The following is a 15,707-nucleotide window of genomic DNA, read 5'->3' as shown; positions in this document are numbered from 1 at the left end:
CGGGCTCCCCGACAACAGCGCTTCTCGATGCGAGGATGGACCCCATGACCGATACCACCGCCACTGCCGATCCCGCCCAGGTTCTCGAGCGGTTCCACCAGCGTCGTGAGCTCTCGGTCGTGCAACCGACCGGCAGTCTTGCGCTCGTCAACACGCAGTGGATCACCGATGCGGATCCGCAGCCGGTCTGGGCAGCTGCAGGCATGTGGTCCCCGCTGCCAGCTGGTGAATCGGGGCTGAAGGTCACCGCGTCCGCTGCGGACGGCGTCGTCGTCGACGGCGTCGTGGTCGACGGTGAGGCGATCGCCAGGGGCAAGGACTCCGAGACGCCCAGCACGATCGCCTTCAGCGACACGGTGACAGGCACCGTCATCGCGAACGACGCCGGCGAATACGCGCTTCGGGTGTGGGATGCCCGGTCTGAGGGCATCCAGGAGTTCGGGTCGATCGACGCATACGGCTACAACCCGGAGTGGGTCATCCAGGCGGCATTCACGCCCGTCGAGGGCCTTTCGGTGGGCATCGAGCACCTGAAGGACGGCGGGGTGACGCGCGAGACGCCGATTCCGGGCGAGATCACGTTCGCCAAGGACGGCGTCGACTACAACCTCGCAGCCTTCAAGTCAGGAAGGGCGCTTCAGCTGGTCTTCTCGGACTCCACGAGCGGCGACGAGACGTACTCCGTCGGCCGGTTCCTGTTCGTCGCGCCGAACGCCGACGGAACCATCACTCTCGACTTCAACCAGGCGGTGCTTCCGCCGTGCGCGTTCAGCTACGCCTTCAACTGCCCGATGCCGCCGAAGCAGAACCGCTTCGCGGTGCCGATCACGGCGGGGGAGAAGAACGTACTGAAGAAGGACGGCTCGCTGCTGCACGAGGTCTAGACTCGCGCGCTCCGAACCCGCGCGGCGGTTTCAGCCGAGCGGGTCGGCAGCGGACGCACGGCGCAGCAGCTCGTCTCGCTCGCGTTCGTTCTCGCTGAGGCCTGCGGCCTCCAGGAACGCGGTTCGTGCCTCCGAAAGTCGGCCGAGCCGCTCGAGCAGGTCGCCTCGCACCGCAGGCAGCAGCGCGTAACCCTTGAGCGCCTTCGCGGCTTCGAGAGGCTCGATGGCTTCGAGCCCGGCGTCCGGCCCGTAGGCCATGCCGATCGCTACGGCGCGATTCAGCTCGACGACAGGCGAGGGCATCCGGGTCGCGAGCGCGTCGTACAGGCCGGCGATCTGCTCCCAGTCGGTGTCATCGGCGGTGGCCGCTCTGGCGTGGCACGCCACGATGGCCGCCTGCAGCGCGTAGGGCCCGCGTGCGCCGCCCAGCGCGTCAGCGCGGCGCAGAGCCGCCAGTCCGTGCGCGATGAGCAGGCGGTCCCACCTCCTGCGATCCTGTGCGGCGAGCGGTATCGCGGAACCGTCCGCCCCGCGTCGCGCCGCGAACCGTGACGCGTGCAGCTCCATGAGCGCCACGAGCGCGTGAGTCTCGGCGTGCTCTGGCACCAGCTCGGCGAGCACACGGCCGAGCCGCATCGCGTCGTCTGCGAGCGTCGGGCGCATCCACTCAGCTCCCGCCGTCGCAGCGTAGCCCTCGTTGAACACGAGGTAGACGACCTCGAGCACCGACCCGAGCCTTTGATCGAACTCACTTCTGTCGGGCACTTCGAAGGGAACCTTTGCGGCGCTGAGGGTGCGCTTCGCCCTGGTGATGCGCTGTCCGATGGTCGCTGACGGCACCAGGTAGGCGCGGGCGATCTCCTCGACAGAGAGCCCGCACAGCACGCGAAGGGCGAGTGCGACTCTGGACTGGGCGGGGAGCACGGGGTGGCAGCAGACGAACACGAGGCGCAACAGGTCGTCGTCGATGCGGGTCTCGTCGGGCTCGGGAGGCTCGTCGTCTGCACCGTCGGCCGCAGCGATCATGGCGTATTTCTCGGCCGCACGTTCCTCGCGCCGCCACGCGTCGATGGCTCGGCGCTTTCCGACTGACGTGAGCCACGCCGCCGGGTTGCGCGGAATGCCCGAGCGCGGCCACGACCGCAGAGCCTCGACGAGGGCATCCTGAGCGAGATCCTCTGCTCGCCCTAGGTCGCCGACCATCCTGGCGAGAGTCGCGATGACCTTCGCGGCCTCTAGGCGCCACACGGTCTCGATCTCCTGTCGCACTGCCGTGATCGTTGCACGGCCACCGTCGCCTACCGAAGCCTCGACGTCGTCATCCGCATCGACCGTCATGCCGTGCGGCTTTCGCCCGTCTTCTCGCGCCACTCGACTTCCTGCTGCACGTAGGTGTTGTCGGGGTCGAAGTCTCCGAGTTCGAGCACGCGGCGCACTTCGATGCGTCCGGACCCGAGGGGCACCCGTCGTGCCCACTCGATGGCCTCGTCGCGCGAGGCGACCTGCAGAATCCAGAAGCCGGAGATCAGCTCCTTGGTCTCGGCGAACGGTCCGTCCGTGACGACCGGCGGCTCGTCGGAGTACTCCACGCGCGCCCCGGTCGAGCTGGCCTCGAGCCCTTCGCCTGCCAGCAGCACGCCGGCCTTGATGAGCTGCTCGTTGAACGCGCCCATCGCGTTCAGATCGGCCGTGTCGGCGGCCGCACCGCTCTCGCTCGCAGCGGATGCCTGCAGCAGCAGCATGTACTTCATGTCGTCTCTCCCACATCGTGCCCGTCATGCGGGCTGATGCCCACACCTTCACGTCGAACGGATGTCGCCGATTCCGACACCGACGCCCGTTCCCGGTCACGATAGCGCCGGCCGAACCATCCAGGAACGAGCACGACGAACCCGGAGAGCAGGTACAGGCATCCCTGCACCTCGAGCAACGGCAGCAGACCGGTGACGGGTTGAAGCAGCCCTGCAGCCAGCAGACCGACGCCCTGGCCGACGGCGTTGACGAGTCCGAACGCGGCGAACGCGCCCCCGCGGTCGGTGACGGTGGTCTGGATCATGCTGATGTAGCCGGTGGTGAGCAGCACGCCGGGAGCGCCGACCAGGATGAACAGAATGACGTACGGCCACAGTGCCGTCGTGATGAACGGAAGGTTCCAGACCAGAAGCGACACCACGCCGAACGAGAGTGCCCCGATGATGAGCAGCCGCTTAGGCCGAGCAGTCACCGCGAGAAAGCCGAGGGCTGCACCAGCGGCGATGGAGCCGACGGCCTGGATGCCTCGCAGCAGACCGACCGCCGCATCGGACCCGTTCAGGCTGTCGGTCACGAACAGAACGAAGAGCACGAGGAACAGCCCCTGCGCCGCGCCGGCGAGCGCGACCGAAGCGAACAGCGCGCTGAGTCTGCGTTCTCGCAGGGCCGCCAGAACACCTGTGCCCCCCGGCTCCTTCGCCGGATCGGGCGTCGAGCCGAGCACGGGGGCCGTTCGCGGCGCGGTCCAGAGCAATGCCGCGGCCACCAGGAAGCTCGCGATGTCGACCGCGACGACGAGGTCGAGTCTGCCGAACGCGAGAAGCGCACCACCGAGCGGTCCGCCGACCAACCGTCCGATGTTCTGCGCGAGGCCTACCAGCGCATTGGCGCTCACCAGCCGGTCGGGTTCGACGAGCTCCGGAAGCCAGGAGTCCTTGGCGGGCTCGAAGATCGCGGCGCACGAGGCCTGGAGCACGATCACGACGTACAGGATCGGGAGATCGGCCGTCGACCGCACGAAGAACAGCGGCGCGACGGCGAGCGCCTGCACGAGGCTGATGGCGATGAGCAGCCTGCGGCGGTCGAAGCGGGCGATGAGTCGCGCCGCGAGAGGAGCCAGCGCGACGGCGGGGAGCAGCTCGAGAACGAAGGCGAGCGACGTTCCGATCGCGGACCCGGTGAGGCGGTACACGACGAGCGGAAGGGCGACGAAGAGCATCCAGTCCCCGGTGTCGGAGACCAGGCCCGCAGCGAGCACTCGGGCGAAGACGGGGGAGCGCAGCGCCGTCGTCATGATGCCCTCCCGTGGGGTCGCGGCAGCGCGAGAAGCGAGACGTCCACCGGATCCGCGTCGGCAGGGGCATCCTCACGCGTCGCGGCGATGTACGGCCGTACGATGGCGTCGATCGCCTCGACGATGGTGCGCAGCTCGGCGGGACTCACCTTGAGGCCGTAGTGCGCGTGGGCATCCGCTTCACGCCACTCGGGCGGAAGGTCCTCGTAACGGCGCAGGTACTCCCGTGCCGCCTGATAGTCGAGCTGCACCGATGCTGCGAACAGCTCGGATGCCTCGGCGATGCCAGGATCCGTGGTGAACCCGGTGATCGTGGCGCGCCAGGGACGTTCTCTTCCGTCGGACGAGGCGTCCTTCTCCACCAGCCCGAGGCCGGCGAGCACCCTGAGGTGGTAGCTGCTGTTCGACGGGGTGTCGCCGATCGCTCGTGCGCACTGCGACGCCGTCGCCGGGCCTTCGGACATCAGGTATCCGAGCAGGTCGAGTCTGACAGGATGCGCCAGCGCGGCAACCGTCGCGGGGTCGCTGAGCGTGGCGCGCCGAGCATCCATGACGACTCCAAACTCTGAAAGGCGGTTTCAGAGTACGTCGGTTCGGAGAGATCTGCAAGACTCTTTCAGAGTTTGGCCGCGACCCTCGTCTCTTCCACACCCCGCGCCGGCCTGCCGCGCTTCGGCTTCTGCGTGTCGACGGGCACGCCCTTCCTGGCCTGCTCCGCGAGGCCCGCGAGGCTTCCCTCGACGTGATCGAGCCAGCGCACCTCCGCCTCCGCCTGGAAGACGAGGCTGTCGAGCGCGAGCGCGCCGGCGATCTCGATGGCGTCCGCAGCGTCATCCGCTGCGCGTTCGGCGCGGGTGAGGTCCTGCAGCACGGCCATGGTCGCGGCGCGCTGCACCTGGATGACCCGCGCGACGTCCACCCCCGGCAGCGTGGCGGCCAACGCGAGCTTGACCACCAGCTCGTCGCGCGCGGCGCTCGGCGTCCGTTCCACGGGCGAGGACAGCCAGCTGCGAACCTCGGCCCGGCCGGACTCGGTGATCGCGTAGAAGACGTGCCCCTGGTCATCCGCACCGGCGTTCTCGACAAGGCCGTCACGCTCCAGGCGGTCGAGGGTGTTGTAGACCTGCCCGACGTTCAGGGGCCAGGTCGAGCCCGTTCTGCGGTCGAACTCGGCCCGAAGCTGGTACCCGTAGCAGGCATGCTGATCCAGGATGGCAAGCAGACTCTGTCGCACCGACATCGGCGCACCTCCGTGTGTCGTCACCGACCGGCACGCGCACCATGGAAGGACTCTCACAGATTCGCATTCCCGGAATGTAGTTACCGGGTATTGCTATACCTGGAATGCATTCGTGGTCGAGAGGTCGTTCGGCGTGTCCGGCGGCGCGCGTCACATGGTTGTCATTCCGCGTGATCACGGGGGATAATGCCTCTGTCGGCATTGAGCCGCAGAACATATCAGTCATGACGTGTCCGTCGTGTGGTCGTAGGGGAAGACGCACCACATCGAACGGAGGACACCATGGCGTCAATAAAGGCTCGAGGAGTGCTTTACGTGCACTCCTCTCCTCGCGCGCTCTGCCCCCACCTCGAATGGTCGGTCGGGCGTGCTTTGGAGCGCCCGGTCAACTTCACGTGGCAGGAGCAGCCCGTGCTTCCTGGCGCTCTGCGCACGGAGTTCTTCTGGGAGGGCGAGCGCGGGACGGCAGCGCGCGTCGCCTCCTCACTGCTTGGCTGGGAGCACCTGCGGTTCGAGGTGACGGAAGATGCCGGCCTCGGCACCGACGGCGGCCGGTGGATCCATACGCCTGCGCTGGGCATCTTCCACGCGCAGACCGACACGGCTGGTAACACCGTGATCCCCGAGGACCGGGTGCGGTACGCCATGGAACTCGCCGGCTCGAACGCACTCGAGCTTCAGCGGGAACTGCGACTCGCGCTCGGACAGGCGTGGGATGACGAGCTCGAGCCCTTCAGGCACGCGAGCGACGACGCTCCGGTCATCTGGCTGCACAAGGTCGGCTGACCCGAGGGGAGAAGGGGGACCGTACGGGCCCGCGGCGCGAATAGCGGCAGCCGGATGTCTTTCCCGGCGTTGCGAAAGCGAAGCGGGCCCGCGCGCTGGAGCTGAAAGCGAAGATCAAGGACCGGCAACCCCGTCTGGCCACCGGGTCAATCGCAACCCGCTCTACGTTTCGACGGCTCAGCCGGCGAAACATCGCGACCACCCACCCGGCCGACGGCGGCACGCCGGGCAGGGACCGGCGTGCAAAACTACACCGAACGGAAGGCGATGACGGCGTTGTGGCCGCCGAAGCCGAACGAGTTCGACACCGCGAGCTGCGGACCGTCGCCGAGCGGCTGAGGCTCGGCCGACACCGACAGCGGAATCTCCGGGTCCTGCTCCGTGATGTTGATGGTCGGCGGTGCGATGCGGTCGCGCAGTGACAGCACGGTGAAGATGGCCTCGAGTGCTCCTGTGCCACCGAGGAGGTGGCCGGTCGCTGCCTTCGTCGCCGAGGTCGGAATGCTGTCCACACGGTCTCCGAACACCGATTTCAGCGCCACGTATTCGGCGATGTCGCCGACCGGGGTGCTCGTCGCGTGCGCGTTGATGTGTGTCACCTCGTCGGGCGTGGCGCCCGCCTCCTCGAGCGCGGCGAGGAGGGCACGCCGTGCGCCCTTGCCCTCCGGGTCGTTCGCGGTGATGTGGTACGCGTCGGCGCTCACTCCGCCTCCGGCGAGCTCCGCGTAGATGCGGGCGCCGCGGGCGACTGCGTGTTCCTCGGTCTCGAGAACGAGGCTGGCGGCGCCCTCACCCATGACGAAGCCGTCGCGGTCGATGCTGTACGGACGCGAGGCGTGCTCCGGGTCGTCGTTGCGCTTCGACATGGCCTGCGCAGACGCGAAGGCCGCCATCGTGATCGGATGCACCGCCGACTCCGAGCCACCGGCGATGACGACGTCGGCGAGGCCGAGCTGCAGGTGTTCGTAGGCGTTGGCGATGGACTCCGTGCTGGAGGCGCACGCAGACGCCACCGTGCGAGCGAATGCGCGCGCACCGAGGTGCATGGAGACGGCAGCCGCAGGAGCGTTCGGCATCAGCATCGGAACCGTCAGCGGCATGACGCGGCGCGGCCCGCGCTCACGGAGCGTGTCCCAGGCATCCAGCAGCGTCCACATGCCGCCGATGCCCGTCGCGTAGTCCACACCGAGGCGGTCGGGGTCGATCTCGGGAGCGCCCGCATCCGCCCACGCCTCCATCGCCGAAACCAGCGCGAACTGCGAGACGGGGTCGAGCCGCTTCGCGACCGGTCGCTCGAGCACCTGCTCGGGGCGCACCTTCGCCTCCGCAGCGAAGGTGATCGGCAGCTGATACTGCTCGACCCATTCGTGCGTGAGGGTGTGCGTTCCGGATTCACCGGCGAGGAGTGCCTGCCAGCTCTCCGTTGCGGTGCCGCCGATGGGCGAGCTCGCACCGATGCCGGTGACGACGATCTTCTTGGGACTCATGGATACCGAACCTCAGGCGCGCTGAAGCGCAAATTCGTGGGGAAAGGGGACAGTGAGTGGAGGTCGGCGCGACCATGGCCGCGCCGACCTGCGATCAGGACTGGGCGTTGACGATGAAGTCGACGGCGTCACCGACGGTCTTGAGGTTCTTGACCTCTTCGTCGGGAATCTTGACGTCGAACTTGTCTTCGGCGTTGACGACGATGGTCATCATCGAGATCGAGTCGATGTCGAGGTCGTCGGTGAAGGACTTGTCGGCCTCGACCGTGTCGGTGGCGATGCCGGTCTCGTCGTTGATGAGCTCCGCCAGGCCGGCGAGGACTTCTTCACGGGAAAGTGCCATTCTTCGTTTCTCCTTGGGATGTCGTGTGACAGCAGAACAGTCTAGAGGCGATTGAGGGGAGAGCCTGGCGAGCTTGCTTGCCTGGCCGACCCGATTGAGTCTATGAGCGCCCTGGCGCGATATGGGTGACTGATCAGGCCTTATGTGATTGTGAGGTTCAGGGGAGGGCGACGATCTGTGCCCCGAAGACGAGGCCCGCGCCGAAGCCGATCTGAAGGGCGAGCCCGCCGCTGAGCTCGGGATGCTCCTTGAGCAGCCTGTGAGCCGCCAGCGGAATCGAGGCGGCCGACGTGTTGCCAGTGGTCTCGATGTCGCGGGCGATGACCACGCTCTCCGGCAGCTTGAGCTGCTTCGCGAGCTCGTCGACGATGCGCATGTTGGCCTGGTGCGGTACGAAGGCAGCCAGATCGTCCGCGGTGATTCCGGCGGCCTCGATCGCCTGCCTGGCGACCTTGACCATCTCCCACACCGCCCAGCGGAACACCACGGGACCGTCCTGGCGCAGGGTCGGCCATGCTGCCTCTCCGTCTCGGAACTCGACCAGCGTGTGGTCCATGCCGACGGTCTCGGCCTTGCTGCCATCCGATCCCCAGACGGTCGGGCCGATTCCAGGCTCGTCACTCGGGCCGATCACTGCGGCGCCTGCCCCGTCGCCCAGCAGGAACGAGATGGATCGGTCACCGGGGTCGACGACGTCGGAGAGCTTCTCGGCTCCGACGACGACGGCGTAGTGCGCGACACCGGCACGGATGAGCGCGTCGGCCTGTGCGATCGCGTAGGTATACCCGGCGCAGGCGGCGTTCAGGTCGTACGCAGCTGCGGGGTTCGCGCCGATGCGATCGGCGACCACGGCCGACATCGACGGCGTCTGACGCACGTTGCTGATCGTGGCGATCATGACGAGGTCGATCTGCTCGGGGTCGATGCCGGAGGCCTCGACCGCTTCGCGCGCGGCATCCGTCGCAAGGTCGAGAGCGAGCACGTCGTGCGGCGCCCGCTTGCGAGTGATGATGCCGGTGCGCTGGCGGATCCACTCGTCGGACGAGTTGATCGGGCCGATCAGGTCGTCGTTGGGAACGTCGAGGCTTCCGCGGGCCGCGCCGAGCGCGAGGATGCGCGTGTACTGCGGACCCGTTGTCTGATTGAGGCGGGGTGCTGTCATGGACTCAGGCTTCGCTTTCTGCGTGCGAGCTCGTCAACAGCTCGACTGCGGCCGGGAGGTCGTCGGGGGTCTTGATCGCCACGGTCGGCACGCCCTTGAGCCCGCGCTTGGCGAGGCCGGCCAGTGCGCCGGCCGGCGTCAGTTCGATCAGCCCGGTGACGCCCGCCTGCTCGAAGGATGCCATGCAGAGGTCCCATCGCACCGGCGAGGCGACCTGCCCGACCAAGAACTCGATGAACCGAGCGCCCGAGTCGACCGTGGATCCGTCACGGTTGGTCCAGATCGTGAGCGACGGGTCGGCGACGGGGATGTCGGCAACCGCTTCGGTCAGAGCCTCGCGAGCCGGCTGCATGTAGTGGGTGTGGAACGCGCCGGCCACCTGCAGCGGAACGACCCTGGTGCCGCGAAGCGGCTCTTCGGAGAGTCGAGCGAGGGCATCCAGCGCGCCGCCGACCACGAGCTGCCCGCCACCGTTGTAGTTGGCGGGTTCGAGACTGAGGCTTTCGGTGTGGGCGACGACCGCGTCCTGGTCGCCGCCGAGCACGGCGGTCATGCCGGTCGGAGTCACCGCGGCGGCCTCGGCCATCAGCAGCGCCCGCGAGCGCACGAGGCGCAGAGCGTCGTCATCGGTCAGGATGCCCGACCCTGCCGCGGCTGCCGCTTCACCGACCGAGTGGCCGGCGATGCCGCCGATGGTCGCCTCTGGCGCCGCGGCGCGCAGCGCACGCAGTGCGAGCAGGCTCGCCGCGACGATGAGCGGTTGAGCAAGGCTCGTGTCCCTGATCGTCTCGGCGTCGGATTTCGTGCCGTGCTCGATCAGGTCGACGCCGGAGACCTCCGAGTACCGCGAGACGAGCTCACGGGTTTCGTCGTCGACGAGCCACGGGGTCAGGAAGCCTGGGGTCTGGGAACCCTGTCCAGGGCATACGACGACGATCACCGTTCTAGTCTGCCAATCGCCCGAAGGCGTCCCGTGTCGATCATCAATGAACTCCCGCCGGATCGTTTGTCGGTGTTGTACAGCTTTCGGCCCATCAGTGGCGCCGTGAGGGTGCATCCGGCTCGTTGATGGAGCCGACGATGAGCGCAGCCTGCAGGATGAGCGCCTCGCGCGCACCCGTCGCGTCCCATCCGATCACATCGGTGACCCGCTTGAGCCGGTACCGCACGGTGTTCGGATGCACAAACAGCTCCCGCGCCGTCGCCTCGAGCGACCTTCCGTTGTCGAGGTAGCTCCACAGCGTGTTGAGCAGTTCCGGGGAGTGCGTGTGCAACGGGCGGTAGATGCGGCCGACCAGCGTGCTCCTGGCGAGCGGGTCGCCCGCGAAGGCGCGCTCGGGCAGAAGGTCGTCCGCATGCACGGGCCGCGGGCAGTTTCGCCAGGCCTTCGCCACGGCGAAGCCGGCGAGGGCCGCCCGTGCGCTCTTGGAGGCGTCGACCAGCCCCGGTACCTCGTGGCCGAGCACGAGGTGTCCTGCACCGAAGCCCGATTCGAGCTGCCCAGCGATCTCCATGAAGCTGAAGGAGTTGGACGGGCCGACCTCGTCCGGTTCGGAGGCTCGCGGCTGCGCACGGCCGATCACCAGCACGAGACGGGATCCCTGTACTCCGATGAGCACGTCCGCCGTCATGTGCCTGGCGATGCGGCGGAGCTGATCGACGTCGAGCTGCTTTGGCGCGGTGCCGACCAGCACGCTGACCTCGCCGTGCCCGTGCCAACCGAGCGCTGCGATGCGGCTGGGGAGCTCGTCGTCGTACTCGCCGGTCAGGATCGAGTCGACGACGAGTGCTTCGAGGCGGGCATCCCACAGCCCACGGGCCTCCGCGGCGCGTGCATAGACGTCGGCAGCCCCGAACGCGATCTCCCGGGAGTAGAGAAGGATGGCCTCTTGGAGCTCCTCGTTGCCCGCGGTTCGCACGCGGTCCTCGACCACCTCGACGGTCACACGGATGAGCTGCAGCGTCTGCTGCAACGACACCGACCTCAACAGTTCGCGAGGCGCTGCGCCGAACACGTCGGCGGCGATCCACGGTGTCGATCGCGGGTCGTCGAACCACGAGATGAACGACGTGATGCCTGCCTGGGCGACGAGTCCGACAGCGGACCGTCGCCCGGCGGGCATCTCGCGATACCAGGGCAGGGTGTCTTCGAGCCGCTTCAGGGTCGCGGTCGCGAGTTCACCCGAGATCTTCCTCAGCCAGGCGAGTGTCTCTTCCTTGGTCTTCGGTTTCGACACTGCGGTCTAGCTCTCGCCGCCTGCGACCCCCGTGGTGCCGGCGGTCACGTCGTGGAGCCTGTATCGCTCGATCGCCTGAGCCGGCGCCGAGGCGTCGACCTGGCCTCGTGCAGCGAGCAGCTCGAGCGTGCGCACCACCATCGACGGGCCGTCGATCTTGAAGTAGCGGCGAGCGGCTGCGCGCGTGTCGGAGAACCCGAAGTCGTCGGCGCCCAGCGTGGCGAACTCGCCGGGGACGTAGGCACGGATCTGGTCGGGCACCGAGTGCGCGTAGTCGGTCGTCGCGATGAACGGGCCCTCCGCACCGGCGAGCTTCGACGTCAGGTACGGCGTGCGGCGCTCATCCTGCGGGTTGAGGAAGTTGTGCTCGTCGGCGGCAAGACCGTCTCGACGCAGCTCTGACCAGCTGGTCACGCTCCACACGTCGGCCTTCACACCCCAGTCGTTCGCGAGGAGCTCCTGCGCCTCGAGCGCCCACGGCACGGCGACACCGGACGCCATCAGCTGCGCGCGAGGACCATCACCCTCGGCAGTGCGCAGCTTGTAGATGCCGTGGAGCAGGCCGTCGACATCGAGGTTCTCTGGCTCGACCGGCTGCACCATCGGCTCGTTGTACACCGTGAGGTAGTACATGACGTTCGGCTCGGGATGGGTGCCGCCGTACATCCGGTCGAGGCCGGCGCGCACGATGTGCCCGATCTCGTAGCCGTATGCCGGGTCGTAGCTGACGACGGCGGGGTTGGTGGCCGCCAGCATGGGGGAGTGGCCGTCGGCGTGCTGCAGGCCCTCACCCGTGAGCGTGGTGCGGCCGGCGGTCGCGCCGATGATGAAGCCGCGCGCCATCTGGTCGCCTGCTGCCCACATCGCGTCGCCCGTGCGCTGGAACCCGAACATCGAGTAGAAGACGTAGATCGGGATGAGCGGTTCGCCGTGCGTCGCGTACGAGGTTCCCACGTTGGTGAAGGCCGCCATCGCACCGGCCTCGTTGATGCCGACATGGATGATCTGCCCCTGCGGGCTCTCCTTGTACGAGAGGAGCAGCTCACGGTCGACCGAGGTGTAGTGCTGGCCGTTCGGGTTGTAGATCTTCGCGTTCGGGAAGAACGCGTCGATGCCGAACGTGCGGGCCTCGTCGGGGATGATCGGCACGATGCGGTGCCCGAAGTCCTTCGCGCGCAGCAGGTCCTTCAGCAGACGCACGAACGCCATGGTCGTGGCGACCTCCTGCGTGCCGGAGCCCTTCTTCGCGATCGCGTATGCGGAGTCATCCGGCAGCGGGATCTGCGTGTACTTCGAACGACGCTCGGGAATGAAGCCACCGAGCGCCCGACGACGCTCCAGCAGGTACTGGATGGCCTCGTCGTTCTCACCGGGGTGGTAGTACGGAGGCAGGTACGGGTTCTCGGCCAGTTGGTCGTCCGTGATCGGGATGTGCATCGAGTCGCGGAACTTCTTGAGGTCGTCCAGCGTCATCTTCTTCATCTGGTGCGTGGCGTTGCGGCCCTCGAAGTGCGGGCCGAGGCCGTAGCCCTTGATGGTCTTCGCGATGATGACCGTCGGCTGACCCTTGTGCTCGAGGGCCGCCTTGAACGCCGCGTACACCTTGCGGTAGTCGTGACCGCCGCGCTTGAGGTTCCAGATCTGCTCGTCCGAGTAGTCCTTGACGAGCTCGAGTGACCGCGGGTCCTTGCCGAAGAAGTGCTCGCGCACGTAGGCACCGTTCTCGGCCTTGTATGTCTGGTAGTCGCCGTCCGGCGTCGTGTTCATGACGTTGAGCAGGGCACCCTCGGTGTCGCGGGCGAGCAGGTCATCCCACTCACGTCCCCAGATCACCTTGATGACGTTCCAGCCGGCGCCGCGGAAGAAGCTCTCGAGCTCCTGGATGATCTTTCCGTTGCCGCGCACCGGGCCGTCGAGTCGCTGCAGGTTGGCGTTGATGACGAACGTGAGGTTGTCGAGGCCCTCGTTCGCCGCAACCTGGAGCTGGCCTCGGCTCTCGACCTCGTCCATCTCGCCGTCGCCGAGGAACGCCCAGACGTGCTGGTCGGAGGCATCCTTGATGCCGCGGTTGGTCAGGTACTTGTTGAGCTGCGCCTGATAGATCGCGTTGATCGGGCCGAGACCCATCGACACGGTCGGGAACTGCCAGAACTCGGGCATGAGGCGCGGGTGCGGGTACGACGAGAGGCCGTTCGGCGCGTGCGACTTCTCCTGGCGGAACCCGTCGAGCTGGTCGGCGCTGAGCCTGCCTTCGAGGAAGGCCCTTGCGTAGGGGCCGGGAGATGCGTGGCCCTGGATGAAGATCTGGTCGCCACCGCCGACGTGGTCGGGGCCGCGGAAGAAGTGGTTGAAGCCGACCTCGTAGAGCGCGGCGCTCGACGCGTACGTCGAGATGTGCCCGCCGACAGCGATGCCGGGGCGCTGAGCGCGGTGCACGAGGATCGCGGCGTTCCAGCGGATCCAGGCCCGGTAACGGCGCTCGATGTCTTCATCGCCGGGGAACTCCGGCTCGTTCTCGGGGGCGATGGTGTTGATGTAGTCCGTGGTGGGCACCATCGGAACACCGAGGTGGAGCTCCTTCGACCGCTTCAGCAGGCTGAGGATGATCTCCCTGGCGCGCTCATGGCCTTCGGCCGCGACGAGTGCATCGAGTGATTCCTGCCATTCGGCGGTCTCGTCCGGGTCCGAGTCGATGTAGTTCACCGAATACGGGTCCTGGTCGTTGACAGTCACCGCGACCTCTTTCTTTGTGTGGGATCGATCGTGGGCAGCGACCAACCCTGTCGGGTTGCGACAGGCGGCGCGCCGTAGGCCAGCCTAGCGCGCGGAGTTCCGGCGCGTGGTCCGCGGTCTATGCTGTCGTACCGTGCGCGCCCGCGAGACCGACGCGCCCGAGGCATGCGGTGTTTTCCACCGCGCGGAAGGAGAGACGGTGGCTCTGGAGAACGACACCCAGGCTCCCGATTTCGAGCTGCTCAACCAGTTCGGCGAAGTGGTGCGGTTGAGCGACTTTCGGGGAACCAGCGCCGTCGCTCTGGTGTTCTTCCCGCTCGCGTTCTCGGGAACGTGCACGGGGGAGCTGTGCGAGCTTCGCGACAACCTCGAGCTGTTCCGCGCGGACGGCGTCGAGCTGGTCGGCATTTCGGTGGACTCGAAATTCGCCCTTCGTGCGTGGGCGGAGCAGGAGGGGTATCAGTTCAACCTGCTCAGCGACTTCTGGCCGCACGGCGACACCGCGAAGCAGTACGGCGTCTTCCTCGAAGACAAAGGCTTCGCCAATCGCGCGACCTTCCTGATCGACTCCAACGGCATCATCCGCGAGAGCTTCATCACCGCACCGGGCGAGGCCCGTTCGCTCGAGGCCTACCGCATCGCCCTCGAGGACCTCAAAGCGGCGTAGGCCGACTTTCTCCTCGTAGACTTCTCTGAGCGCGCCTTTAGCTCAGCTGGTAGAGCGCCACGTTTACACCGTGGATGTCGTCGGTTCGATCCCGGCAGGGCGCACCCCTACACATGACGGATCCCGGCTTTACGGCGCCGTGTACCAGTTGCGCTCCCACTGGTGGCGGCGCAGGATGTCGAGCTCGTCCGCACTCAGCGGTTCGCGATCGCCGGTGGCGACGTTCCGCTCGACGTTGCGTACGGTGCGCATTCCGGCGATCACGGTGGACACGGCGGGGTTGGCGAGCACGAACCGCAGCGCACGATCGGGCAGTTCGTCGAGCGGGATGCCCAGGTCGGCGGTCAATGCCGTGACGTGCTCTTCGAGCTCGGACTTCCTCTCTCCGCCGAAGTAGCGGGCGCGGAAGTCGCCAGCCTCGAAACGGGTATCTGACGTGATGCGTCCGGTCAGGCCGCCCTCGTCGAGCGCCACTCGCACGATCACGCCTACCCCGTTGTCCAGGCACGCGGGCAGGAGCTCTTCAGCCGGCAGCTGGTGGAAGACGTTGTAGATCACCTGCACCGTGTCGACAGCACCGCTGCGCACGAGGGCAAGGCCCTGCTCGGGCTGGTAGTCGTTGATGGAGACGCCGAAGAAGCGGATCTTGCCCTCGGCCTTCAGCGACTCGATGGTCTCGAGCCAGTCACCGTGACCGACCCACTCGTCGCTCCAGACGTGGAACTGCAGAACGTCGAAGGCGTCGAGCCCGCTCTGGCGGAGGCTCTCCTCGACGCTGGCGCGGATGTGTCGCCCCGGGAAGGCATCCTCGACGGGCACGCCGGGCTGAGCCGGCCAGTGCCCGTCCATCGGCGGCACCTTGGTGGCTACCACGAGTCCTTCGTCGGCGTGCCCGCGCGCGACACGGCCGACGAGCTGCTCGCTGCGTCCGTAGCCACGTGCTGTGTCGATGAACGTGCCGCCGAGCTCGATGTAGCGCTCGAGGGCGCGCAACGACTCGTCGTCTTCGGCCCCTACCCATCCGCCGGATGACCCGCCGATGCCCCACGCGCCGTAGCCGACACTCGCTACGTCCAGATCCGTGCGCCCAAGCTTCCGATACCGCATCGCATCAGGCTACAA

General features: G+C 67.4%; 15 protein-coding genes and 1 tRNA gene. 4 read left to right on the top strand and 12 right to left on the bottom strand.

The features are described 5' to 3' along the window. The first annotated feature begins 44 nt into the window (after positions 1-44). The gene (locus ACYVDN_RS04700) at positions 45-884 is read left to right on the top strand and encodes a DUF1684 domain-containing protein (protein WP_460568931.1); all 840 of its coding nucleotides are present in this window, start codon (positions 45-47) and stop codon (positions 882-884) included. A gap of 30 nt (positions 885-914) precedes the next feature. Here the strand turns inward: ACYVDN_RS04700 and ACYVDN_RS04695 are convergent, their stop codons facing one another. The 5 genes from ACYVDN_RS04695 to ACYVDN_RS04675 form a co-directional block, all read right to left on the bottom strand. Continuing rightward, a complete protein-coding gene (locus ACYVDN_RS04695) occupies positions 915-2,222 on the bottom strand; it encodes an RNA polymerase sigma factor (RefSeq protein WP_460568929.1) in 1,308 nt (435 codons plus the stop codon). Next, a complete protein-coding gene (locus ACYVDN_RS04690) occupies positions 2,219-2,635 on the bottom strand; it encodes a YciI family protein (protein ID WP_460568927.1) in 417 nt (138 codons plus the stop codon). The genes ACYVDN_RS04695 and ACYVDN_RS04690 overlap by 4 nt, the downstream gene beginning before the upstream one ends. Next, on the bottom strand, positions 2,632-3,930 hold the full coding sequence (locus tag ACYVDN_RS04685; RefSeq protein WP_460568925.1) for an MFS transporter: 1,299 nt from the start codon (positions 3,928-3,930) through the stop codon (positions 2,632-2,634). Before ACYVDN_RS04685 ends, ACYVDN_RS04690 begins: the two co-directional genes overlap by 4 nt. Further along, entirely contained in the window at positions 3,927-4,481 is a 555-nt protein-coding gene (locus ACYVDN_RS04680) for an ArsR/SmtB family transcription factor (protein WP_460568923.1), read from the bottom strand. Before ACYVDN_RS04680 ends, ACYVDN_RS04685 begins: the two co-directional genes overlap by 4 nt. Before the next feature lie 65 nt (positions 4,482-4,546). After that, a complete protein-coding gene (locus ACYVDN_RS04675; protein ID WP_460568921.1) occupies positions 4,547-5,170 on the bottom strand; it encodes a PadR family transcriptional regulator in 624 nt (207 codons plus the stop codon). A gap of 282 nt (positions 5,171-5,452) precedes the next feature. On the opposite strand from ACYVDN_RS04675, the gene ACYVDN_RS04670 reads away from it, so the two are divergent. After that, on the top strand, positions 5,453-5,956 hold the full coding sequence (locus tag ACYVDN_RS04670) for a DUF3145 domain-containing protein (protein WP_460568919.1): 504 nt from the start codon (positions 5,453-5,455) through the stop codon (positions 5,954-5,956). 248 nt (positions 5,957-6,204) lie between these two features. On the opposite strand, the gene ACYVDN_RS04665 is transcribed toward ACYVDN_RS04670, so the two are convergent. From ACYVDN_RS04665 to aceE, 6 genes are all read right to left on the bottom strand, one after another. After that, complete coding sequence (locus ACYVDN_RS04665) at positions 6,205-7,443, bottom strand: beta-ketoacyl-[acyl-carrier-protein] synthase family protein (protein WP_460568917.1); 1,239 nt, start codon at positions 7,441-7,443, stop codon at positions 6,205-6,207. 94 nt (positions 7,444-7,537) lie between these two features. After that, positions 7,538-7,786 carry an acyl carrier protein gene (locus ACYVDN_RS04660; RefSeq protein WP_460568915.1) on the bottom strand — a complete coding sequence of 83 codons (249 nt, stop codon included), beginning with the start codon at positions 7,784-7,786 and terminating at the stop codon, positions 7,538-7,540. A 157-nt stretch (positions 7,787-7,943) separates the two neighbouring features. After that, entirely contained in the window at positions 7,944-8,948 is a 1,005-nt protein-coding gene (locus tag ACYVDN_RS04655) for a beta-ketoacyl-ACP synthase III (RefSeq protein WP_460568913.1), read from the bottom strand. Positions 8,949-8,952: 4 nt separating this feature from the next. Then, positions 8,953-9,888: an ACP S-malonyltransferase gene (locus tag ACYVDN_RS04650; protein ID WP_460568911.1), complete on the bottom strand. Its 936-nt coding sequence runs from the start codon at positions 9,886-9,888 to the stop codon at positions 8,953-8,955. A 94-nt stretch (positions 9,889-9,982) separates the two neighbouring features. Then, entirely contained in the window at positions 9,983-11,185 is a 1,203-nt protein-coding gene (locus tag ACYVDN_RS04645) for a PucR family transcriptional regulator (RefSeq protein WP_460568909.1), read from the bottom strand. A gap of 6 nt (positions 11,186-11,191) precedes the next feature. Then, the gene (gene aceE, locus ACYVDN_RS04640) at positions 11,192-13,918 is read right to left on the bottom strand and encodes a pyruvate dehydrogenase (acetyl-transferring), homodimeric type (protein ID WP_460568907.1); all 2,727 of its coding nucleotides are present in this window, start codon (positions 13,916-13,918) and stop codon (positions 11,192-11,194) included. A gap of 199 nt (positions 13,919-14,117) precedes the next feature. Here aceE and ACYVDN_RS04635 point away from each other — a divergent pair, with 199 nt between their 5' ends. Further along, positions 14,118-14,585 (top strand): peroxiredoxin, encoded by a 468-nt coding sequence (locus ACYVDN_RS04635; RefSeq protein ID WP_460568905.1) that lies wholly within the window; start codon positions 14,118-14,120, stop codon positions 14,583-14,585. Positions 14,586-14,616: 31 nt separating this feature from the next. Then, positions 14,617-14,689 (top strand) — tRNA-Val (locus ACYVDN_RS04630). A 25-nt stretch (positions 14,690-14,714) separates the two neighbouring features. Here ACYVDN_RS04630 and ACYVDN_RS04625 read toward each other — a convergent pair. After that, positions 14,715-15,692 carry an aldo/keto reductase gene (locus ACYVDN_RS04625; RefSeq protein ID WP_460568903.1) on the bottom strand — a complete coding sequence of 326 codons (978 nt, stop codon included), beginning with the start codon at positions 15,690-15,692 and terminating at the stop codon, positions 14,715-14,717. Positions 15,693-15,707 lie beyond the last annotated feature (15 nt).

The sequence above is a fragment of the Humibacter soli genome, from assembly GCF_054779035.1.
The sequence above is the reverse complement of the archived record's forward strand: the minus strand, read 5'-3'. Positions and strand labels throughout refer to the sequence as shown.

What these genes read in the sequence shown, in the direction of transcription:
- ACYVDN_RS04700 (WP_460568931.1), top strand. Translation starts at nt 45, where the DNA reads ATGACCGATACCACCGCCACTGCCGATCCCGCCCAGGTTCTCGAGCGG.
- ACYVDN_RS04695 (WP_460568929.1), bottom strand. Translation starts at nt 2,222, where the DNA reads ATGACGGTCGATGCGGATGACGACGTCGAGGCTTCGGTAGGCGACGGT.
- ACYVDN_RS04690 (WP_460568927.1), bottom strand. Translation starts at nt 2,635, where the DNA reads ATGAAGTACATGCTGCTGCTGCAGGCATCCGCTGCGAGCGAGAGCGGT.
- ACYVDN_RS04685 (WP_460568925.1), bottom strand. Translation starts at nt 3,930, where the DNA reads ATGACGACGGCGCTGCGCTCCCCCGTCTTCGCCCGAGTGCTCGCTGCG.
- ACYVDN_RS04680 (WP_460568923.1), bottom strand. Translation starts at nt 4,481, where the DNA reads ATGGATGCTCGGCGCGCCACGCTCAGCGACCCCGCGACGGTTGCCGCG.
- ACYVDN_RS04675 (WP_460568921.1), bottom strand. Translation starts at nt 5,170, where the DNA reads ATGTCGGTGCGACAGAGTCTGCTTGCCATCCTGGATCAGCATGCCTGC.
- ACYVDN_RS04670 (WP_460568919.1), top strand. Translation starts at nt 5,453, where the DNA reads ATGGCGTCAATAAAGGCTCGAGGAGTGCTTTACGTGCACTCCTCTCCT.
- ACYVDN_RS04665 (WP_460568917.1), bottom strand. Translation starts at nt 7,443, where the DNA reads ATGAGTCCCAAGAAGATCGTCGTCACCGGCATCGGTGCGAGCTCGCCC.
- ACYVDN_RS04660 (WP_460568915.1), bottom strand. Translation starts at nt 7,786, where the DNA reads ATGGCACTTTCCCGTGAAGAAGTCCTCGCCGGCCTGGCGGAGCTCATC.
- ACYVDN_RS04655 (WP_460568913.1), bottom strand. Translation starts at nt 8,948, where the DNA reads ATGACAGCACCCCGCCTCAATCAGACAACGGGTCCGCAGTACACGCGC.
- ACYVDN_RS04625 (WP_460568903.1), bottom strand. Translation starts at nt 15,692, where the DNA reads ATGCGGTATCGGAAGCTTGGGCGCACGGATCTGGACGTAGCGAGTGTC.